We start from the raw sequence: 19,821 nt of genomic DNA on the forward strand, positions 1-19,821 counted from the left end.
ACAGAGCGTAAGCCATGCTGGTCCAGCTATCGATCCGCGATATCGTTCTGATCGAACGGCTCGACCTTGGGTTCGAGGCCGGTCTTTCCGTGCTGACTGGTGAGACGGGCGCTGGTAAATCGATTCTTCTCGACAGTCTCTCGCTGGCCCTCGGTGGGCGCGGCGATGGCGGACTTGTGCGCCATGGTGAAGACAAGGGCCAGGTTACCGCGACGTTCGAAGTGGGCATGGATCATCCCGCGCGCGCGCTTCTTCGCGAAAATGCACTTGATGACGATGGCGACCTGATCTTTCGCCGTGTCCAGTCTGCCGATGGCCGGACCAAAGCCTACATCAATGACCAGGCCGTTTCCGTGCAGCTCATGCGCCAGCTTGGGCAGCACATGGTCGAAATCCATGGCCAGCATGATGACCGGGCCCTGGTCGATACAAATGCCCACCGCACGCTTCTGGATGCCTTTGCGGGTCTCACGGATGAGGTTGCCTCAGTGCAGTCACTCTACCGCATCTGGAAGGATGCAGAGCGCGGCCTGAAAACGCACCGCGCCAAGGTGGAGGCTGCGGCCCGCGAGGCGGATTATCTCAGGTCTTCCGTCGAGGAGCTTGAGGTGCTGTCGCCACGCGATGGCGAAGAGGATGAGCTTGCCGAGCGCCGGGCTGTGATGCAGAAGTCTGAACGCATTGCTGGCGATATCGCCGAGGCGAGTGAATTTCTAAACGGCAACGCCTCGCCCGTTCCGATGATTGCTTCGATGATGCGGCGTCTTGAGCGCAAGAGCCATGAAGCTCCGGGCTTGCTGGAAGAAACCGTTCAACTGTTGGACGCCGCGCTGGACAATCTTTCCAATGCTCAGATGGAAGTCGAAAGTGCGCTGCGCCGTACCGAGTTCGATCCGCGTGAGCTGGAGCGCGTGGAAGAGCGGCTCTTTGCACTGCGTGCTGCGGCCCGCAAATATTCCGTACCGGTCACAGAGCTTCCGGCGCTTGCAGAGCGCATGGTGGCGGATCTTGCGGATCTGGATGCGGGCGAGGAAAAGCTGGCGCAGCTCGAAAAGCATCTTGGCGTCGTAAAGTCCGATTTTGATCGCGCCTCTCAATCGCTTTCGGAGAAGCGCCAGAATGCGGCCTCGGCTCTTTCCGATGCGGTCATGGCGGAATTGCCGGCATTGAAGCTTGAGCGCGCCCGTTTCACTGTCGAGGTCACCAGCGACCCTTCCGCTGCCACGGCCGATGGTATTGATGTGGTCGAATTCCACGTCCAGACCAACCCGGGCACGCGTCCCGGCCCCATCATGAAAGTGGCCTCCGGTGGCGAGCTTTCGCGCTTCCTGTTGGCGCTCAAGGTGGCCCTTGCCGACCGAGGCTCAGCCCCCACGCTGGTCTTTGATGAAATCGATACCGGTGTTGGTGGCGCGGTGGCGGATGCTATCGGCCAGCGCCTAAAGCGCCTGTCGAAAACCGTGCAGGTTCTTTCCGTTACCCATGCGCCGCAGGTGGCTGCGCGCGCCGGTACCCATCTGCTGATTTCCAAAGGGCCGTCCGGCGATGGCACGGAGCGCATCGCCACCCGCGTCGCCACCATGCAGCCTGAGCATCGCACCGAAGAGATTGCCCGTATGCTGGCCGGTGCTTCCGTTACGGATGAGGCGAGGGCTGCGGCAGCCAAGCTGCTCGCAGCGCAGGATTAAGGCGTTTCCGTTTTAAAAAAGGATACGCCCTAGCGGCTGACGGCAACTGCCACGCCTGAACCGATCATCACGCCTCCTGCCGTGCGGTTGACCCGCCGCACGATTTTTTCCGAGCGCAACAAACTGCGGGCTCTGACGGCAAGCGCGACATGGCCGCCGATGACGATGACTTCAACAGACAGAATAACGCCCGCCAGCACAGCCAGATGATCGACCGTCAGCGATGCTCCGACAACATTGGGCAGCAGCGCAACATAAAACAGTGGCATTTTGGGATTGCCGAGATTGAGCGCCATGCCCGTCATGAAGATCGATAACAGGCTGCCCCGCGCTTTCACGGCATGCAATTCCGGCACGACCGGTTCTGCCGTCCACAATTTGATGCCCATCCAGATCAGGTAGGCTGCTCCCGCATAGCGCAGCACAGCCATCACCGTGCCCATCTCGGCTGCCAGAACCGAGAGGCCGAGGGCGGCGAGCGCGAGAAAGATGAGGATGCCGGCAACCGTACCGGCACCATAGGCAAGGCCGGACGCCGCACCATGGGTAATGGTCCGCGCGACAATGGTCATATTATCGGGCCCAGGGCTGGCTGCAAAAACGAAGAAGGCAGCGGCGAATGCAATAAGCGTCGTCAAGTCCATGCTCGTACCCCTTGCTGCTCACTCCCGGAAATCAGATTACGCGAAAGCTTAACGTTGAAAAGTGGGCAGGCTGCGGTAAAAACAATTTCGATTCCTGCACGAGGCCTGCTCCATGTCCCAAGATCAAATCCCGGTGGAAAAACTGTCCGAGCTTGAGGCGTCTGCCGAGCTTGCCTTTCTTGCGGCAGAGCTTGCGCGGCATGATGCGCTCTACCATGGCAAGGACGCACCGGAGGTTTCGGATGCCGAGTATGATGCGCTAAAGCGCCGCAACGATGCCATCGAGGCTGCATTTCCCGATCTGGTGCGTGCAGACAGCCCTTCCAAGAAGGTCGGCTTTACGCCGCTGCCAACTTTCGCGCCTATCGTCCATGCGCGGCCCATGCTTTCGCTCGACAATACGTTTTCCGATGATGACGTGCGGGATTTCGTGGCTTCGGTCTATCGCTTCCTCGGCAACATGCCTGACGATTCGATTGCCTTTACTGCGGAGCCGAAGATCGATGGCCTCTCCATGTCTATCCGGTATGAGGCGGGACGATTGACGACGGCTGCCACGCGGGGCGATGGCACCACGGGCGAGAATGTCACGGCCAACATCCTCACCATCAAGGAAATTCCCAACACCCTGCCGAAGGGCGTGCCTGATGTGGTGGAGGTGCGTGGCGAGGTCTATATGGCCAAGAGCGACTTTCTGGCGCTCAATGCGCAGATGGAAGCCGAGGGCAAACAGACTTACGTAAACCCGCGCAACACCGCCTCCGGCTCGCTGCGGCAGCTGGACGCGAATGTGACCGCGCGGCGCAAGTTGCGCTTCTTTGCCTATGCCCTCGGTGAAGTGTCCAATGGCGGGCAACCCACGCGCATTGCCGACACTCAGTTTGGTATTGTCGAAAAGTTTCGGGAATGGGGATTTCCGGTCAATTCGTTTATGAAGAGATTCACGTCCGGCCAGCAACTGATTGAACATTATCAGGAAATCGGCATCGCCCGGCCTGACCTCGATTACGATATCGATGGTGTCGTCTACAAGGTCGACCGGCTGGACCTGCAGGAACGGCTCGGCTTCCGTTCGCGCAGTCCGCGCTGGGCAACAGCACACAAGTTCCCGGCGGAGCAGGCTTTCACGACGGTTGAGAAGATCGAAATACAGGTAGGCCGCACCGGCGCGCTGACCCCCGTTGCACGCCTGACCCCGATTACCGTTGGTGGTGTGGTCGTGACCAACGCCACGCTGCACAATGCCGATTACATCGAGGGCATCGGCAACAATGGCGAGCGGATCCGCCCGGAAGAGCATGACATCCGTGTTGGCGATACCGTCATCGTGCAGCGGGCGGGCGATGTCATTCCGCAGGTGCTGGATGTGCTGCTGGAAAAGCGTGATGCCGGTTCGAAGCGATATGAGTTTCCCAAGCAATGCCCGGTCTGCGGCAGTCACGCGGTGCGCGAGCGCAACGAAAAAACCGGCAAGCTCGACTCCGTCACCCGCTGTACCGGCGGTTTCGCCTGCTCTGCACAGGCAAAGGAGCACCTCAAGCACTTCGTCTCGCGCAATGCCTTCGATATCGAGGGGCTCGGTACCAAGCAGATCGATTTCTTCTTCGAAAGCGAAGACCCGGCTTTGTCCATCAAGACTGCGCCTGACATCTTCACATTGAAGGCGAGGCAGGAAAAGTCGCTTGCCAAGCTGGAGAATATCGATGGCTTCGGCAAGGTCAGCGTGAAAAAACTCTTCGATGCCATCGATGCGCGGCGCGAGATCGATCTCCATCGGCTAATTTTCGCGCTCGGTATCCGCCATGTGGGGGAAACGACAGCCAAGCTTTTGGCGCGCACCTACGGTACCTATGATCATTTCGAAGAAGCTATGAAAGCTGCAGCCGATCCGGCCGGCGATGCCTGGGCCGAACTCAATAGCGTCGAGGGCATTGGCGAGGTCATGGCCCGCGCTATCGTGGAATTCTACAGGGAACCGCGCAATCTCGACGTCATCGACCGGCTGATGAAGGAACTGAGGCCGAAAGAGGCTGAAAAGCCAACGACAGATGGCAGCCCTGTGGCGGGCAAGACGGTGGTCTTCACCGGCTCGCTGGAGAAGTTCACCCGCGATGAGGCAAAGGCGCGCGCTGAAAGTCTGGGTGCCAAGGTGGCCGGTTCCGTCTCCAAGAAAACCGATTACGTGGTTGCAGGGCCGGGCGCTGGCTCCAAGCTGGACAAGGCGCGGGAACTCGGTGTGCAGACAATGGATGAGGATGAGTGGCTGGCGCTGATCGGCGGGTGAAACCGGTTATTGCGCTGCCTGTTTTCTGCGAAACAGCCGACCGTCCATCGCCAGCAACCCGGCAGCAATCATTGCCATTCCGATGAAATGCTTTGCCTCCAGCTGTTCGCCAAGGACCAGAGATCCCATCAGGATTGCGCTCACCGGGATGAGGAAGGTGACGAGAGCGAGGTTGGTGGCACCCGCCGAGGAGAGGATGCGGAAGAAGATCAGGTAGGCCAGCGCCGTCGAAAGCAGCGCTATTCCAAACAGCGCGCCCCAGGCAGCACCGCTAGGCATCGGCAGCAGCCAGGGCTTGTCGATGATGAGCGCAACGGGAATGAGAACGAGGGACGAGGCTGAGATTTGCCCCGTGGCGGTGACGATTGGCGCAACGCCCATGGCCTTGAAGCGGCGACCGAAAATGCCAGCAAAAGAATAGGAAACTGCTGCTCCCAGAATGGCGAGTTGACCCCAAAGGCTGGAGCTTTCGCCGGTCAGGGCGGCAGGACCGATCATGGTTGCCACGCCTACAAAGCCCATGACGATGCCTGCGAATTTGTTGACCGAAATCTTTTCGTCTGACGTCAGCAGGTGGGCCACGATGACGGTAAAGAGCGGCGTGGTGGCATTGAGAATGGAAGCGACACCGCTGGCAATATGGGTTTGGCCCCAGACGATGAGGCTGAAGGGTATGATGTTGTTGAGAAGCCCCATGCCAAAGAAGGCGCGGATGACACCAGGCGTTTTCGGCAGCCGGTAGCCCATGACCTTGCAGACGGTCAAAAGGGCGAGTGCCGCGATGGATACGCGCAGCATCACAATGGTCAGCGGCGGTAGTTCCTTGACAGCAACGCCGACAAAAAAGAACGATCCGCCCCACAGCAGGGACAGGAAGACGAGCATCGCCCATTCTCTTGCATTCATCTGCTGTTGCACGGCCATGTCGGGTTCTCCCATTTGCGGCGTATGAGAAGCCTCTACCGGCTGCTCTTGCCCCGTTCCACCCGAATCCGGCTCGCCTGTTCATTTTTTCTCGGGTTTGTTCTATGCCGTGCAAGCAGCCAACGGGAATCGCTACTTGAAAACCATCGCCATCGATTTCGAAACCGCCAATGAAGAACGCGGAAGCGCCTGTTCCGTCGGGCTTGCATGGATCGAGAACGGACAGATCGTGCGGGTCGAGGAAAGACTGATTCGGCCCAGGGATATGCGCTTCTCTCCCTTTAACATCGCGGTTCATGGCATTCGTCCGCATGATGTGGAAGATGCGCCTGAGTTCCCCGAGGTGATGGACGAGTTTGCCGACGATCTGCGCGACTCGACGATGATCGCCCATAATGCGGCGTTCGATTTCAGCGTCATGCGGGCAAGCTTCGACAAGTACCGACAGAGCTACCCGCAGCTCTCCTATCTGTGCAGCGTGAAGATGTCGCAGAAGGTCTGGCCATCCCTGCCGTCGCACAAGCTCAACATCATCGCGCATCATCTGCAACTGCGCTTCGTGCACCACAATGCGGCGGAAGATGCGGTTGTCTGTGCGGCTGCATCGATTGCTGCGGCAAAGGCCCTTGCGGTGGACCACATCCATCACATTCCTGAAAAGATCGGAATGGTGGCCGGCAGGCTCCACGCCACGGGCTATGCGCCCTGCACCATGAGAAAACGCTAGGCCCAAGCCTTGTTGTGCAGCCGCATAGACCTATCTCTATGTCAGTTCATCAAGGGGATAAGGGTAATGGCTAAAGCGTTTCGTTCCATGCTGGCTGCGGGTCTTGGTCTGTTGCCGTTTGCCGCACAGGCGCAGGTGGTTGGCCAGGTTGGCGTAGACTGGACAGGCAACGACATCGTCGTAGAGGCGATTGCCGATCCTCAGGTCAAGGGCGTGACCTGCCACATAACCTATTTCGACAGAGGCGTGATCGATCGTCTCAAGAACGGAAACTGGTTCGAGGATCCGTCCAATAATGCGATTTCCTGCAGTCAGACAGGTCCGGTCGAGATCGGCGACATCGAACTCGGCAAGAAGGGCGAGGAAGTCTTTCGCCAAGGCATGTCCCTGGTCTGGAAGAAAATGGTCGTCAACCGCATCTACGACAAAGCCAATGATACGCTGATCTACCTGGTTCACACGCGCGAACTGACGGATGGTTCGGCCAAGATGGCAATTTCAACGGTTCCGCTCTATGGGCAGACGGTGACGTGGAAGAACGGAAAACCGTAAGTTTTTCAGGTGTTTCCGCCACTTTTTTAAGCTGCGTGCCACGCCGTGCCTGGCGTGATCATCCCTGCTTCAAATACCAAAACGGCGAGCTTTCAGGCCCGCCGTTTTTCGTAATGCATATTGAATTGGACTAGCCTCAAGCGGCTTCGCGCGAAAGCTCGTCGGCGATGACTGTGTCGAGGTTGAGGAAGCAGACCATGCTCTTTTCCAGCGCCACGATGCCGCGGCAGAAATTGCGCTGCTCTTCTGGAATGATTTCCGGTGCTGGCTGGAGGTCTTCGGAGCGAATCGTCATCATGTCGGAAACCTGTTCAACCAGCAGGCCAACGAGCTTTCCGCCGATATCGGTGACGATGATTGCGGAACGCTCGGAGGGTTCCGTCATCTTCATGCCCAGACGGCACGCCATATCGATGACTGGAATAACGGCACCGCGCAAGTTGATCAGGCCCAGGACGTAAGGTGGTGTGTGGGGCATCGGCGTGACGGGTGCCCAGCCGCGAATTTCGCGGATCACCATGATATCAATACAAAATTCCTGATCGCCGAGATGGAAGGAAACGATTTCAAGATATGCGCCGGATTGTTTGATGGCGTTCGACATGGTCGCAACTTTTCCTGACGGCTCTCTTGGCTGGCCGAATTAGATTTGGAAGGTGATGCGGAGCCGGACATATGCCCGTTGACGTCATGTCGTGCGCTCAAAGCGAACCGCTGGTCAGCATCATGCTCAAAAACAATTTAAACTTTTCCTAACGCCGGACTGTAAACTACCGCAGGTGCGGGTATTTCGTTGTTTCACCTGCCAGGCTTTTGCAGTATATTTGCGGCATGAAAGTCTTAACCCACGGTCCGATGAAATTTCTTGCTGCGGCACTGGCAACCGTAACGGCGTTGTTTCTCGTTGTTTTGACGTTTCAGGGCTGGATGCGGCACGGCACGGACATATTTCTGTCGGCCATGCAAAGCGGCATCGCCTGGTGTCTCTGAGCTACTTCATCTGCATTTTGAGACAAATCAGCGCGGTTCGCGGGGTGAACCTTTTCTTGAATTGCTGAAATGACGTGGCTTGGGCTAGAAGCACTGAGATGCTGGCTCTAGGCTGATCGGAAAATGCCATGAAGAATATTCGAATCGCTCTTTGGGGTGCTGTACTCGTCCTTCTCGGTGTCATGGGCTGGTTGACGATGGAGCTGACCAAGAGCCGTGATCAGATGGTCGAAGAGGTCTATGGCGTTCCATTCCAGCTTGTTGCGCAAAACGGTCAGCCGATCACCGAAAAGGCATTTCAAGGCAAGCCGACCGCCCTGTTCTTTGGCTTCACACACTGCCCGGAAGTCTGCCCCACAACGCTGTTCGAGTTGAATGGCTGGATGGAGAAGATCGATCCCGCCGGTGACAAGATGCAGGCCTATTTCGTTTCCGTGGATCCCGAGCGCGATACGCCTGAGATTCTCAATCAGTATGTATCCAACGTATCGAAGCGTATTACCGGCATTACCGGTACGCCGGACAAGATTGCAGATACGCTGAAGGGCTACCGCATCTACGCCAAGAAGGTGCCGGTGGATGAAAAGGACCCGAACGGCGATTACACCATGGATCACACTGCCTCCGTCATTCTGCTGGATGCCAAGGGGCGGTTCGCCGGAACCATTGCCTATGGCGAAAATCCTGATGTCGCGGTGCAAAAGCTGCAAAATCTTACCAAGAGCTGATCTTGGCTCAACAATCTCGCGGCATGTCCATTGGACTGCATGGAGATTTGTGGCAAAGGCTGACGGCTGAAACCGATGCAAGGAAGCGTAAGCCGTGAGCGAGATTCGTCTTTTTGTAACCACCACCGAAGCGCAGGCCGGAGAAGTGCTGGATCTTCTTTCGGAGGTGTTTGGAGAAGAAGACGTCGCCATTGCCACGACCGAGGTGGATGAGAAGAAGGATATCTGGGAAGCCTCGATCTACCTTCTTGCTGCCGAGGAAGAGGATGTGCGCAGCCGCTTCGAAGAGGCGTTGAAGGTCAGCTATCCCCATTTGAGCCTTGAGCGTGAAATCATCCCCGATGTCGACTGGATTGCAAAATCGCTTGAGGGGCTGACGCCCGTCCGGGCAGGGCGCTTTCTCGTCCATGGTTCCCACGACCGCGACAAGGTTCGCATCAACGATCTCGCCATCGAAATCGAAGCGGGTCAGGCTTTCGGCACCGGGCACCATGGCACCACGGCGGGTTGTCTCGAAATGATCGAGCAGGTCCTGCGGTCTCGCACCATTCGCAACGCGCTGGATCTCGGTACCGGCAGTGGCGTCCTCGCAATCGCTGTGGCCAAGATGCGGCCGGTGCCGGTATTGGCAACGGATATCGATCCTGTTGCCATCAAGGTCGCGAAGGAAAATGCCAAGCTCAACGGCATCGTATCGGGAATGTCACTGGAAACCGCGCCCGGCTTCCATTCGGATTCCTTCCGCAAGCACGGACCATTCGATCTTATCATCGCGAATATCCTTGCCCGCCCATTGATAAAGATGGCGCCGCAACTGGTGACCCACCTGGCGCCGGGCGGAACCGTCATTCTGTCGGGCATTCTTGCTTCGCAGCGGTGGAAGGTGCTGTCCGCTTATAACGGGATGCATCTCAGCCATGTCAAAACCATCTGGCGCAACGGCTGGGTAACAATCCATCTGCGCAAAGACTGACGACCGGTTGATCTAACCGAAAATCGCTTCACAGTTTTTGTTCGCATGCTTATGGTCTGCACCGAAATCAGCATTCGGAAAGCAGTTCATGTTCCAGTCATTCGATAACAAGTCCACTCCGCAATTTGGCAAGGCCCGCGTCGAGGCCCTGCGCGCAACATTCGATGCGCTTGGCATTGACGGCTTTCTGGTGCCCCGCGCTGACGAGTATCAGGGCGAATATGTTCCCGAATGTGCCGAGCGGCTGTCTTGGCTGACCGGCTTTACCGGTTCTGCGGGGATTGTTCTCGTCACCCGCACGCAAGCGATCGTCTTCGTCGATGGTCGTTACACCACACAGTTGGCGTCGCAGGTGGACCAGTCGGTCTTTACCGGTGGTGATCTGGTGGGTGCTCCTCCGGCAAAATGGCTATCGGACAATGCGCCTGAGGGCTTCCGCCTGGGTATCGATCCATGGCTGCACACGGGTGCAGAGCTGAAGCGGCTGGAAAAGGCCCTTGCCGAGAAAAGCGGCTCGGTCGTTCTTCTTGAGAGCAATCCGTTGGATCCCCTCTGGCAGAATCGTCCTCAAGAGCCCATGGAGCCCGTCAGCATCCAGCCGGATCATGTTACCGGAACGCCTGCCCAGCTCAAGATTGCGACGATCGGGGAGATCGTTGCCGCGCGACAGGCCAATGCGGTCCTGATTACCGATCCATCTTCTATCGCATGGATATTCAATATTCGTGGCAATGATGTACCGCATACGCCGCATCCGCTGGCGCGCGCCATTATCTATGCCGATGGCAAGGCAGATCTGTTTCTCGATGAACGCAAGACCGGCGACGAGGTGAAGGCCTATCTTTCGCAACTCGCCACCCAATTGCCGCCTGAGGACATAGAGGCGCGGCTGCATGCCATTGCCAGCGCCGCAGGCCGTGTGCTTGCCGATGTCGATGTGACACCGGTCGCGTTGACGCTTTCCATTGTCGAAGCGGGCGGTGAGGTGATCGAAGCTGCCGATCCCGTAAAGCTGCCGCGCGCCTGCAAGAACAAGGCGGAGCTTGATGGTTCTGCCGCCGCGCATGTTCAGGACGGTGCCGCGATGGTGGAGTACCTGGCATGGCTGGATGCTCAGGCACCCGGCAGCGTCACCGAGATTGCCGCGGTAAAGGCTCTGGAAGCGACACGTGCGCGGGTGGGGCAGGCGATGCAGAACCCGCTCAGGGATATTTCCTTCGATACGATTTCCGGTGCAGGGCCCAATGCCGCCATCATTCACTATCGGGTCACGACCGACAGCGATCGCACCCTTGGTGACGGCGAGATGTTTCTGGTCGATTCCGGCGCGCAATATGTCAATGGAACCACTGATATCACCCGCACCGTTGCCATCGGCAATGTCCCGGAAAAACAGAAGCGGTTCTTCACCCTTGTGCTGAAGGGCGTAATCGCCATCAGCGCGGCCCGTTTCCCGAAGGGCACACGCGGCTGCGACCTCGACCCGCTTGCCCGTATCGCCTTGTGGAAAGCAGGTGCCGACTACGGACACGGGACGGGTCACGGCGTTGGTTCCTACCTTTCCGTGCATGAGGGGCCGCAGCGGATTTCACGCGTTTCCCAGCAGGAAATCCTGCCCGGCATGATCCTTTCCAACGAGCCCGGCTACTACCGCCCCGGCGAATTCGGCATCCGCATTGAAAACCTGATCTATGTGCGTGAGGCAGAAGCCATCGATGGCGGCGATCAGCCCATGCTGTCGTTCGAGACCCTGACATGGTGCCCCATTGATTGGCGCTTGATCGTCGTTTCTCTTTTGACGGATGAAGAGTTGCAGTGGCTCAATGCCTATCACGCCACCGTGCGGGAGAAGCTGATGCCATTGATTTCTGACGCCGACGTGCAGCGGTGGCTGACCGCTGCAACGGAAAGCCTTACGCGATAGAGAAATAGCGCATGGCCACAACAAGCGCCCAGCCTGATATGAGCATGATCAGGCCGGGAAAGCGCAGGCCAATGACAAGCGCAAACACCATTGCCAGCTTGACCTCATAGCCGCCCTCGAAGAAAGCGGGCGCAACAAGCGTGGTCAGAACCGCGACGGGGACGGCGTTCAGCCCGGCCTCGACACGGGGCGGGATGGTCTTCATGCGCACCATAAGCACATAGCCACCAACACGGGTAAGATAGGTGGCGACAGCGCCGGCGATGATAATGAAGAGGGTCTGCGGATCGAAAAGCGCGTCCATCATGCGTGCTCCCCGGAAGCTTCCGTCACTTCGGTTTCTGGCCGGGCAGGTGGCAGAATGACAGCAAGCAGGATGCCCGTCATCGCGCCTATGCTGACATGCCAGGGCGAGCCGACGAAGTGGAATGCGGCGATTGCCCCGATGGCACTGGCAAGCATGACGGGGTAGAAATTTCCGCGTTTTCGAAAGCCCATGACCATTCCCATGAAATAGACGGGCAATAGCACATCAAACCCGGCCGCCTTGGGATCACCGATGAGATTGCCGAGTGAAGCCCCGGCGACGGTGGAAATCATCCAGCCGGTATAAACGATCAGCGCATAACCCATGTACCAGGCAAAGCCGACCTTTCCGTGCATTTCCTTTTCCCGCACGGCTTCGGCAAATTGCGGATCGACCATGAAAAAGAAGCCGACCGCCTTTTTGGCGACCGACCAATCCGGCACAATGCGCACCATGGCTGCGGAATAGAGCACGTGGCGGAAATTGACCGCAAAGATGGACAGGATAACGAGCCAGGCAGGCAGGTTCTGGTTGAACAGCTCGATGCCGACAAGCTGGCTTGCCCCTGCATAGAGCGTGCCGCTCATCAAGACGGCTTCGGCAATTGTCAGGCCGTTATCGATCGCAACAGCGCCAAACAATGCGCCGAACGGAATGACGGAAAGAGTGACGGGTAGCCCGCGTTTGACGCCTGACCGGAATGTGGAAACTGACATATGTTAGTGGCTCCGAATTTCTCCTGCTCCTAGCGCCACAATTGCGCAATGACAAACGAATTGCTGGAATAGATCGGATTGATTCCGTTGAACCATGGATTACGATCACAGCGAAACAGGGGGGCATTGAATGAAGGATCTGAAGCTGGAAAAACAGCAAAAGACCGATATGGTTCTGGCATTGCGCCATTATCTTACCCAGGAGCTTGATGTCGAGATCGGCGCGCTTCAGGTCGAAATTCTGGTTGACCATCTGGCGGAGGTGATAGGCCCGGTCTTTTACAACAAGGGTCTGCGTGACGCCCATGAGGCGGTGCTGCAACGTATGGAATATGCCGCTGCCGATATCGATCTGCTGGAACGTTCAATTCCGCGCCGGTAACGCGGCTTCGAATCAATCGCTCAATATGTCGGTGCTGTTGACGATGCCTGCGCCCTTTGCGCGCATAAGCGAGATAGCGTTTCTGATACCCTCCGGGTCGATGCCACGGCTTGCGTCCTCGATGAAGCGAACCTTGACGCTGGGCAGCATCTCCATCGCATCCAGCACGGAAAAGCTGACGCAATAGTCGGTGGCCAAGCCGCAGACATCCAGATCTGTCACCCCCTGCCGCTGAAGATACTCGCCAAGCCCTGTCGTTGCGAGGTGGTCATTGTCGCGGAAGGCGGAATAGCTGTCGACAGCTGCGTTCTCACCTTTTTGCTGCACATAGTCGAAAGCCTGCACATTCAGGTCGGGATGAAAATCGGCATCCGCGGTTTCCTGCACGCAGTGATCCGGCCAAAGGACTTGCGGTTTTCCGGAGAGTTCGCCCATTTCGAAAGGCTTTTTCCCGGGATGCCGTGAAGCAAAGCTGCCATGATCGGCAGGGTGCCAATCCTGCGAGGCGACGATGAGGTCGTATCCGCCATTGTCTATCAGCGCGTTGGCAATGGGGACGATCTTGTCGCCATCCGGTACTGGCAGGTTTCCGCCCGGGCAGAACCCGTTCTGGATATCGACCAACAACAATGCCTTCATGATGCTTCCTCCAGTCATCGTGACAGGATGCCAAGCGAGCGACGATGGATCAAGGGGAAAGGATCGAGATCGTTGCTGCAGCTTCTCATCTGCCGTAACACCGCCGCATTTGTAGCCAAATTTCGGCAAAGTCGGCATTTAGGGGAGCGGTGTCGATGGGGAGAATCATTCAGCATCCAAATCGAATCTCAAACAGCGCTCATTCCGGATCTCCTGTGTAACATCGTTACGTGTGGCGCCCGGTGCTGTTGCAGAGAAACATGCAAGCTTGAAAGAACTGCGTTTTCAGGGGACTTGTAAAGACTTTGGTTACCATAATTCGTCATGCTTTGAACCAGTCAGCCAGAGGACCAGCGCAAGCAAGGCGCGGTGCTCTTTGCATCAACACGGTAGCCGGTCATGCCCGGTTTTGCGTAAACGGTTCGAGTAACGAGTATCATGGCGTCATCAGTCGTGGCCTATAGAGATGCGCGCATCGGCGCGTCCCTTACCAGAAAACCAAAGAGCTTCGGCATCTCAGGCCTTTCCGCCATGCTTGGCGGCGGGGTTCTGGCGAGCATCTGTGCGGTGACGGCCTTTGCTTCGCTGCATGGCATGGCGCAGGCCTCTCACGGCACCGGACGGTTCGAAACGATGCTGGTCTCCAACCTGGCAAGGCTGGAGCAGGGGGCCGTCGACGCTACTGGGCGCAATGTCCATATCCGCAAATTCTCCCGCCTTTCCGAAGGTGGCCATGCCGGTAGCCAGAAAGCCATGCGGCTTGCTGCCGAGCATCACATTGGCGCCAAGGCTTTCACCGAGCGATTCGGAGCAACTGCTGCCATCAACGCCCATGAGAAGGCGACGATCGAGGCCTTGGCCGCTTTGCGCCCATCTGCCATTGTCGATTCCGCTCTTGGACGTTCGGCTGACAATCCCGAACTGGCAATGCTGGAAACGCAGGCGCGCGAGCATCCGGCATTTGAAGTGGCGCTCGGCAAACCGCAGACCACCACTGACGATGAAATAGATCTTCTGCCCGAAACCGTTCCGCTGCCAAGCTTCCGGCCACAGATCGCACGGGCAGTGGACGTCGAGCCGACACCCCGCCCTGGCAATCCCTCATCTTCTGAAAAGCAGCTTGCCGCTATCCCGGCACAGGTGCCCACCCGCCCGGCACCGCCGCAAGCGCCTGCGACCAACACGATGGTGGCATTTGCGCGTCCCGACAATCCGATGCGGGAAACCAAAATGGACGCGGTTCCATGGCCTGACCGGGGCAATGGCACGGCAATCTACGATATTTCGGCAGGCGTCGTTCACATGCCAAGCGGTGAAAAGCTGGAAGCACATTCGGGCATCGGCAAGATGCGCGACAATCCGGATTTCGTGCACGTCAAGATGCGCGGCGCTACTCCGCCATCCAGCTACAAGCTGACCATGCGCGAATCGCTCTTCCATGGCGTTGAAGCGATCCGTCTGACGCCTGAAAGCGGAATCAAGCCGCATGGCCGCGATGGTCTGCTTGCGCATACCTACATGCTGGCCCGGCGTGGCGAATCCAACGGCTGCGTGGTCTTCAAGGATTACCCACGCTTCCTGGCCGCCTTCAAGCGCGGAGAAGTCAAGCGTATCGTCGTTGTTCCCAAGCTTTCCGGTCGGCCTGCCATGACGGCTGGCGGCACGAAGAGTGGCGGCAAGACCCTGTTCGGCATGTTGTCCGGGCGCGGTACGGACTCCTGATCCCGCCTATTTTCGGCGCTGCGTCAGCAGCATTCCGCCAAGGATCAGCAGAACGCCGAGAGCACTTGCCCAGAGCTTCGGTGGCTGGTCGCTGAAAAGGTCGAGCACCACTCCGGACACCATCTGGCCGCTGATGACCAGAAGTGCCGTATTGACGGCACCGATGCGCGGGATCAGCCAGCTGCCGGAAGCGATGAAAATCACCCCGATCGGTCCGCCGATATAGGCGTACCAAGGCGCATCCGCTGCGCCTGATGGCAGCAGGCCGCCAACCAGAAGTCCGAGGATCGTCAGCACGACAAAGCCGACAAGGTGGTTCCACAGCGATGCGATCAGGGGCGAGTTGGACAGGCTGAGCCGCCCGTTGACCTGCCGGCTGAGAGAAACGAGTACGCCGCCCAGAAACGCCATTGCAATCCAGAGGGTCATGCGGTTCTCCCGACCAGGATGATGAGCGCGCTGCCCGTGAGAATAAGGGCGATGGCGGTCATATCGCGGCCATCCGGCCGGCGTTTCGGCAAGCCAAACAGGCCCCAGGCATCTGCAGCGAGGCTGAATATGACCTGTCCGCCAAGGCCAAGAGCAAGCGTACCGGAGAGCGCAAGTGGCGAGTTGACGGCGGTGGAGGTGAGCATCACGATGGCTGCACCGATAACGCCGCCGCAATAGGCCCAGAACGGTGCCTTTGGTTTGGGCGCCACATCCGCACTTTTTGGCTTTCTATAAAGAAGTGCAAGATAGATGAGTGCGGCGACGGTGCCTGTGCCATGTGCCGTCCAGGAGGAAAACAGGGCGCTACCGAAATGCGCGAGCATACCGTTGAAATGCACCATGAGTGTCAGAAGGCAACCGCTTGCAAATGCCGCAGCAAGGTGAAGCGGATTGAGGCTCGTCGATGGATTTTTTTTCATGTGAGGCCAAAAATTGAGGAAGCGAGGCAGCACTAGCCCATATGGCTTTGGAACGAAATTGATTTCCGACAAAAAGGCAATCATGAGCCAAAGGTCATGCCATTTTATCGGAACCAAAAACCGGTTGGACGGTTATTGGGCCATGAAGAAAACGACCCGCAAACCTCTGAACCGCATGACGCTTTTCGTCATCTCCATTTTTGTCCTCGCCATCATCGTGGCCGCCATTTACCTCATAGGCTTCACACCAGGCGAGACCCAGGTGTAGTGTCCGATAGCTCGTCTTCACTGACCTGCGGCTGCGCTTTAGCCTCGCGATCACTGCCTGCCGACAGCACTCCGTATTTCACTTTGTAAAAGCCGAGCAGTGCGCTGCGGCAGATGAACCGCGATGTTTCAAGAAATGCGCGGTAGGGCAATACCGTCAGGTACCGCCAGCGTGGCAGGCGGTAGTTGCGGATATCGATCTGTATCTGGCTTTCGTGCTCCAGATAGGCGTCCTGAGTGGCGCAGATCGGATAAACGAACGCGGCCCTCAGACCAGTGAAAAACTCAAGATCATAGGCGATATCATAGGCAAGCCGCATCGGCAGCAATCTGTTCGCAATCCAGTCTGCGGCCTTTCTGTTGATGATATAAGCGCCTGCGCCTTTCTCCCGTGTCAACGCGATGGCCAGCTGCCGGTCTGGTGAAATGGTTTTGAAAGGAAACTTTCGGCCCCGGTTGACGGTCGTCAGCCGCAGAATATCCCAGTCCTGCGCATGACAGATGGCGTCATCGATTGTTTGCAGGAAGTCATCTGCGAATATGACGTCGTCTTCCAGGATAAGCGCAAAATCGGCATCCCCCTTCAGAAAGGTCTTAGCGCATTCGACATGGCTGAGATAACAGCCGACTTCCGGCGGGCAGGTGCGGCGGCCGTGGAGGGCGCCATAAGACAATGCGCAGAAATTTGGTGACGGAAATGACAGCAGTTTGCCATCGATAGCAGCGATGCGTTGCGCTGAAAGGCCCGTCGCAGCCAGTTTCGAAAGCATCGCATCGCGTCGCGTTTCAGCCCGGTCCAGATTGATCAGATATACGTCGAGACGAGCGTTTGATGCTTTCAATAAGTGCACAGAAATCCCCAGATACGGTGTCGCGACGTGTATGGCACAGGTCACCGGGACGAGGAAACATCAAGTTGTATCGGCGAAAAATTTCCCGCAATGTGTTGCGCTGGAGAAACGGTTGTTCAGCCGACAGGCTCGACAAATCCATCCAGGACTTTTTTCTGACCGGCACGGTCGAAGTCGATGGTCAGCTTGTTGCCTTCGACACTTGCCACATTGCCGTTCCCGAATTTGATATGGAAGACGCGGTCGCCGATATTGTATTTGGAAGGCGTATCGGCAACAGACTTCGCAACCAGTTCACCATCGATGGTGCGGGTCTTTGGTCCGCTTTCGCCATAACCAATCCGCTCGACCGAATGTCCTGATCGCGTACCCCAATTGTCGCGTGTGGCGTCTGACTTGTTGGCCTGGGCGCGCTTCCACCCCGGGGTGGAATAGGTGTTGGTGAAGGGGTCGGCCTTGTCGAAACGGGATTGGCCATAACCGCCGCGCCCGCCATAGCCACCATAATTGCTTTCCGAAGCCGACACTTCCACGTGGGAAGGCGGCAACTCATCGAGGAAGCGGGAGGGCAGGGTGGATTGCCACAGCCCGTGGATACGGCGGTTGGAGACGAACCAGATATGGCACCGGCGTTTTGCGCGGGTAATGCCGACATAGGCAAGGCGGCGTTCTTCTTCCAGCCCGGAGCGACCGCCCTCATCAAGCGAGCGTTGATGGGGAAACAGGCCTTCCTCCCAGCCGGGAAGAAATACGGTTTCGAACTCCAGCCCTTTTGCCGAGTGCAGTGTCATGATCGAAACCGCATCCAGCTCTTCGTTCTGTTCGGCGTCCATCACCAGCGCGACATGTTCCAGAAAGCCGCGCATGCTTTCAAAGGACTCCATGGAGCGCACGAGTTCCTTGAGGTTTTCCAGGCGGCCCGGTGCTTCGGCGGATTTGTCGGCCTGCCACATGGCGGTATAGCCGCTTTCGTCAAGAATCTGCTCGGCCAGCACCGTATGTTCGGTGTTCTCCAAGAGGTTCTGCCAGCGCCGGAAATCCTGCACCACATCAAACAATGCCTTGCGTGCTTTAGGCTTCAGCTCGTCCGTTTCAACGATGTCGGCTGCGGCTGCGAGCATGGGAATGTCGCGTGCACGTGCGTAATCATGCAGGTTGCGAACCGTCGTGTCGCCAAGGCCGCGCTTGGGCGTATTGACGATACGTTCGAAGGCCAGATCGTCCGCCGGTTGGCAGACGAGACGAAAATAGGCCATGGCATCGCGTATTTCGAGCCGCTCATAGAATCGCGGTCCGCCAATGACGCGGTAGTTCAGGCCAAGTGTGACGAAGCGATCTTCGAACTCACGCATCTGGAAAGACGCGCGCACGAGAATAGCCATGTTGTTGAGCGGATGCTTGATCCGCTGCAACTGCTCGATTTCTTCACCGACGGCGCGGGCTTCCTCTTCCGAATCCCAGGCTGCGTGAACGACGACTTTTTCGTCATTCGGATCAACACGGTCGGTAAACAGCGTCTTGCCGAGGCGACCTTCATTATGGGCGATCAGGTGGCCAGCAGCGCCGAGAATATGTTCTGTGGAGCGATAATTGCGCTCCAGCTTGATGACTTTAGCGCCCGGAAAATCCTTGTCGAACCGCAGGATGTTATCGACCTCGGCTCCACGCCAGCCATAGATCGACTGGTCGTCATCGCCAACGCAGCAGACATTTTGCGGCTCGCCCTTGGGGCGCTGTGCCAGGAGCCGCAGCCACATATATTGGCAGGTATTGGTGTCCTGATACTCGTCCACCAGAATATAGCGGAACTTCTGGTGATACTCCTTGAGAATATCCGGGTGCTTGCGGAAAATGGTGATCGGGTGCAGCAACAGGTCGCCGAAGTCGCAGGCATTCAGCGTCTTCAGACGTGCCTGATAGGCGGCATAGAGCTCGCGCCCCTTGCCATTGGCAAAGGCACGACTGTCGCCTTCTGGAATTTCGGATGGGGTGAGCCCCTTGTTCTTCCAGCCATCGATCATTCCAGCGAACTGCTTGGCGGGCCAGCGTTTATCATCCAGACCTTCCGCTTGGATTAGCTGCTTAATTAGCCGCACCACGTCGTCCATGTCGAGAATGGTGAAATCCGACTTCAGTCCCATCAACTCGGCGTGCCTGCGCAACAGCTTGACACCGATGGAGTGGAACGTGCCGAGCCATGGCATTCCTTCAACCGCACCGCCCACGAGAACGCCGATACGTTCCTTCATTTCGCGAGCGGCCTTGTTGGTGAAGGTCACAGCCAGGATCTGGCTGGGATAGACGCGGCCAGTTGCAAGAATATGAGCGATACGGGTGGTCAGCACGCGCGTCTTGCCAGTTCCGGCGCCGGCAAGGACAAGGACTGGACCTTCAAGTGTCTCGACGGCTTCGCGCTGCTCGGGGTTCAGCCCGGCCAGATAATCAGGCGCAGAACGAGACTGGTCGCGTGCCGCCATCGCACGCGCGGCAATGCCCAGGCCGCCCTCAGCGGGAGGGGCAGCCGGCTGGCGGCGAGGCTCGGAAGGTTCCTCATCGAAGAACGGCATATCGTCGAAACTGTTACTCATGCGG

21 protein-coding genes are annotated in these 19,821 nt (G+C 57.7%); 11 read left to right on the forward strand and 10 right to left on the reverse strand.

The window, feature by feature from the left end; translation table 11 throughout:
- The first annotated feature begins 14 nt into the window (after positions 1 to 14).
- Positions 15 to 1,688, forward strand: a complete 1,674-nt coding sequence (gene recN / locus ASF69_RS03700; RefSeq protein ID WP_062585362.1) for a DNA repair protein RecN — start codon at positions 15 to 17, stop codon at positions 1,686 to 1,688.
- Between the two features lie 29 nt (positions 1,689 to 1,717).
- Here recN and ASF69_RS03705 read toward each other — a convergent pair whose 3' ends face one another.
- Positions 1,718 to 2,332 (reverse strand): LysE family translocator, encoded by a 615-nt coding sequence (locus ASF69_RS03705; protein ID WP_062585364.1) that lies wholly within the window; start codon positions 2,330 to 2,332, stop codon positions 1,718 to 1,720.
- A 112-nt stretch (positions 2,333 to 2,444) separates the two neighbouring features.
- Between ASF69_RS03705 and ligA the strand changes: the two genes are divergently transcribed.
- A complete protein-coding gene (gene ligA, locus ASF69_RS03710; RefSeq protein WP_062585366.1) occupies positions 2,445 to 4,616 on the forward strand; it encodes an NAD-dependent DNA ligase LigA in 2,172 nt (723 codons plus the stop codon).
- A 6-nt stretch (positions 4,617 to 4,622) separates the two neighbouring features.
- Here ligA and ASF69_RS03715 read toward each other — a convergent pair whose 3' ends face one another.
- Positions 4,623 to 5,540 carry a DMT family transporter gene (locus ASF69_RS03715; RefSeq protein WP_062585368.1) on the reverse strand — a complete coding sequence of 306 codons (918 nt, stop codon included), beginning with the start codon at positions 5,538 to 5,540 and terminating at the stop codon, positions 4,623 to 4,625.
- 136 nt (positions 5,541 to 5,676) lie between these two features.
- Here ASF69_RS03715 and ASF69_RS03720 point away from each other — a divergent pair, with 136 nt between their 5' ends.
- Positions 5,677 to 6,267, forward strand: coding sequence for a 3'-5' exonuclease (locus ASF69_RS03720; RefSeq protein WP_062585674.1), 591 nt, complete (start codon positions 5,677 to 5,679; stop codon positions 6,265 to 6,267).
- Positions 6,268 to 6,333: 66 nt separating this feature from the next.
- Positions 6,334 to 6,819 carry a CreA family protein gene (locus ASF69_RS03725; protein ID WP_062585370.1) on the forward strand — a complete coding sequence of 162 codons (486 nt, stop codon included), beginning with the start codon at positions 6,334 to 6,336 and terminating at the stop codon, positions 6,817 to 6,819.
- Positions 6,820 to 6,955: 136 nt separating this feature from the next.
- Here the strand turns inward: ASF69_RS03725 and ASF69_RS03730 are convergent, their stop codons facing one another.
- Positions 6,956 to 7,423, reverse strand: a complete 468-nt coding sequence (locus tag ASF69_RS03730; protein ID WP_062585371.1) for a chemotaxis protein CheW — start codon at positions 7,421 to 7,423, stop codon at positions 6,956 to 6,958.
- A gap of 227 nt (positions 7,424 to 7,650) precedes the next feature.
- Between ASF69_RS03730 and ASF69_RS23315 the strand changes: the two genes are divergently transcribed.
- The 4 genes from ASF69_RS23315 (at position 7,651) to ASF69_RS03745 (ending at position 11,434) form a co-directional block, all read left to right on the forward strand.
- The gene (locus tag ASF69_RS23315; protein ID WP_200939018.1) at positions 7,651 to 7,809 is read left to right on the forward strand and encodes a hypothetical protein; all 159 of its coding nucleotides are present in this window, start codon (positions 7,651 to 7,653) and stop codon (positions 7,807 to 7,809) included.
- Between the two features lie 128 nt (positions 7,810 to 7,937).
- Positions 7,938 to 8,537, forward strand: a complete 600-nt coding sequence (locus tag ASF69_RS03735) for an SCO family protein (RefSeq protein WP_062585373.1) — start codon at positions 7,938 to 7,940, stop codon at positions 8,535 to 8,537.
- 94 nt (positions 8,538 to 8,631) lie between these two features.
- Positions 8,632 to 9,510 (forward strand): 50S ribosomal protein L11 methyltransferase, encoded by an 879-nt coding sequence (locus ASF69_RS03740; RefSeq protein ID WP_062585376.1) that lies wholly within the window; start codon positions 8,632 to 8,634, stop codon positions 9,508 to 9,510.
- 88 nt (positions 9,511 to 9,598) lie between these two features.
- On the forward strand, positions 9,599 to 11,434 hold the full coding sequence (locus ASF69_RS03745) for an aminopeptidase P family protein (RefSeq protein ID WP_062585378.1): 1,836 nt from the start codon (positions 9,599 to 9,601) through the stop codon (positions 11,432 to 11,434).
- On the opposite strand, the gene ASF69_RS03750 is transcribed toward ASF69_RS03745, so the two are convergent.
- Entirely contained in the window at positions 11,424 to 11,738 is a 315-nt protein-coding gene (locus ASF69_RS03750) for an AzlD family protein (protein ID WP_082469610.1), read from the reverse strand. The genes ASF69_RS03745 and ASF69_RS03750 overlap by 11 nt on opposite strands.
- Positions 11,738 to 12,457: an AzlC family ABC transporter permease gene (locus ASF69_RS03755; RefSeq protein ID WP_062585381.1), complete on the reverse strand. Its 720-nt coding sequence runs from the start codon at positions 12,455 to 12,457 to the stop codon at positions 11,738 to 11,740. The genes ASF69_RS03750 and ASF69_RS03755 overlap by 1 nt, the downstream gene beginning before the upstream one ends.
- A gap of 130 nt (positions 12,458 to 12,587) precedes the next feature.
- On the opposite strand from ASF69_RS03755, the gene ASF69_RS03760 reads away from it, so the two are divergent.
- On the forward strand, positions 12,588 to 12,839 hold the full coding sequence (locus ASF69_RS03760; RefSeq protein ID WP_062585383.1) for a DUF2164 family protein: 252 nt from the start codon (positions 12,588 to 12,590) through the stop codon (positions 12,837 to 12,839).
- A gap of 12 nt (positions 12,840 to 12,851) precedes the next feature.
- Here ASF69_RS03760 and pncA read toward each other — a convergent pair whose 3' ends face one another.
- Positions 12,852 to 13,478: a bifunctional nicotinamidase/pyrazinamidase gene (gene pncA / locus ASF69_RS03765; RefSeq protein WP_062585385.1), complete on the reverse strand. Its 627-nt coding sequence runs from the start codon at positions 13,476 to 13,478 to the stop codon at positions 12,852 to 12,854.
- Between the two features lie 438 nt (positions 13,479 to 13,916).
- Between pncA and ASF69_RS03770 the strand changes: the two genes are divergently transcribed.
- On the forward strand, positions 13,917 to 15,200 hold the full coding sequence (locus tag ASF69_RS03770; RefSeq protein WP_062585387.1) for a DUF2778 domain-containing protein: 1,284 nt from the start codon (positions 13,917 to 13,919) through the stop codon (positions 15,198 to 15,200).
- A 6-nt stretch (positions 15,201 to 15,206) separates the two neighbouring features.
- Here the strand turns inward: ASF69_RS03770 and ASF69_RS03775 are convergent, their stop codons facing one another.
- Positions 15,207 to 15,629: a DMT family transporter gene (locus tag ASF69_RS03775; protein WP_062585389.1), complete on the reverse strand. Its 423-nt coding sequence runs from the start codon at positions 15,627 to 15,629 to the stop codon at positions 15,207 to 15,209.
- Positions 15,626 to 16,111 (reverse strand): DMT family transporter, encoded by a 486-nt coding sequence (locus ASF69_RS03780; RefSeq protein WP_062585676.1) that lies wholly within the window; start codon positions 16,109 to 16,111, stop codon positions 15,626 to 15,628. The genes ASF69_RS03775 and ASF69_RS03780 overlap by 4 nt, the downstream gene beginning before the upstream one ends.
- Before the next feature lie 142 nt (positions 16,112 to 16,253).
- Here ASF69_RS03780 and ASF69_RS23725 point away from each other — a divergent pair, with 142 nt between their 5' ends.
- A complete protein-coding gene (locus tag ASF69_RS23725; RefSeq protein ID WP_280136375.1) occupies positions 16,254 to 16,379 on the forward strand; it encodes a hypothetical protein in 126 nt (41 codons plus the stop codon).
- Here the strand turns inward: ASF69_RS23725 and ASF69_RS03790 are convergent.
- Both ASF69_RS03790 and ASF69_RS03795 read right to left on the reverse strand, forming a co-directional pair.
- Entirely contained in the window at positions 16,354 to 17,229 is an 876-nt protein-coding gene (locus ASF69_RS03790; RefSeq protein ID WP_082469611.1) for a glycosyltransferase family 25 protein, read from the reverse strand. The genes ASF69_RS23725 and ASF69_RS03790 overlap by 26 nt on opposite strands.
- A 116-nt stretch (positions 17,230 to 17,345) precedes the next feature.
- Positions 17,346 to 19,817: a UvrD-helicase domain-containing protein gene (locus ASF69_RS03795; RefSeq protein ID WP_062585678.1), complete on the reverse strand. Its 2,472-nt coding sequence runs from the start codon at positions 19,815 to 19,817 to the stop codon at positions 17,346 to 17,348.
- Positions 19,818 to 19,821: the final 4 nt, after the last annotated feature.

Source organism: Rhizobium sp. Leaf311 (assembly GCF_001423445.1).
Lineage (GTDB): Bacteria > Pseudomonadota > Alphaproteobacteria > Rhizobiales > Rhizobiaceae > Agrobacterium.

Bases quoted from the DNA above. Each gene is read 5' to 3' on its own strand.
- ASF69_RS03755 (WP_062585381.1), bottom strand. From the start codon at position 12,457: ATGTCAGTTTCCACATTCCGGTCAGGCGTCAAACGCGGGCTACCCGTC.
- ASF69_RS03725 (WP_062585370.1), top strand. From the start codon at position 6,334: ATGGCTAAAGCGTTTCGTTCCATGCTGGCTGCGGGTCTTGGTCTGTTG.
- ASF69_RS03770 (WP_062585387.1), top strand. From the start codon at position 13,917: ATGGCGTCATCAGTCGTGGCCTATAGAGATGCGCGCATCGGCGCGTCC.
- ASF69_RS03705 (WP_062585364.1), bottom strand. From the start codon at position 2,332: ATGGACTTGACGACGCTTATTGCATTCGCCGCTGCCTTCTTCGTTTTT.
- ligA (WP_062585366.1), top strand. From the start codon at position 2,445: ATGTCCCAAGATCAAATCCCGGTGGAAAAACTGTCCGAGCTTGAGGCG.
- ASF69_RS03750 (WP_082469610.1), bottom strand. From the start codon at position 11,738: ATGGACGCGCTTTTCGATCCGCAGACCCTCTTCATTATCATCGCCGGC.
- ASF69_RS23725 (WP_280136375.1), top strand. From the start codon at position 16,254: ATGAAGAAAACGACCCGCAAACCTCTGAACCGCATGACGCTTTTCGTC.
- ASF69_RS03780 (WP_062585676.1), bottom strand. From the start codon at position 16,111: ATGAAAAAAAATCCATCGACGAGCCTCAATCCGCTTCACCTTGCTGCG.
- ASF69_RS03715 (WP_062585368.1), bottom strand. From the start codon at position 5,540: ATGGCCGTGCAACAGCAGATGAATGCAAGAGAATGGGCGATGCTCGTC.
- ASF69_RS03795 (WP_062585678.1), bottom strand. From the start codon at position 19,817: ATGAGTAACAGTTTCGACGATATGCCGTTCTTCGATGAGGAACCTTCC.
- ASF69_RS03735 (WP_062585373.1), top strand. From the start codon at position 7,938: ATGAAGAATATTCGAATCGCTCTTTGGGGTGCTGTACTCGTCCTTCTC.
- ASF69_RS23315 (WP_200939018.1), top strand. From the start codon at position 7,651: ATGAAAGTCTTAACCCACGGTCCGATGAAATTTCTTGCTGCGGCACTG.
- ASF69_RS03745 (WP_062585378.1), top strand. From the start codon at position 9,599: ATGTTCCAGTCATTCGATAACAAGTCCACTCCGCAATTTGGCAAGGCC.
- recN (WP_062585362.1), top strand. From the start codon at position 15: ATGCTGGTCCAGCTATCGATCCGCGATATCGTTCTGATCGAACGGCTC.
- pncA (WP_062585385.1), bottom strand. From the start codon at position 13,478: ATGAAGGCATTGTTGTTGGTCGATATCCAGAACGGGTTCTGCCCGGGC.
- ASF69_RS03775 (WP_062585389.1), bottom strand. From the start codon at position 15,629: ATGACCCTCTGGATTGCAATGGCGTTTCTGGGCGGCGTACTCGTTTCT.
- ASF69_RS03760 (WP_062585383.1), top strand. From the start codon at position 12,588: ATGAAGGATCTGAAGCTGGAAAAACAGCAAAAGACCGATATGGTTCTG.
- ASF69_RS03730 (WP_062585371.1), bottom strand. From the start codon at position 7,423: ATGTCGAACGCCATCAAACAATCCGGCGCATATCTTGAAATCGTTTCC.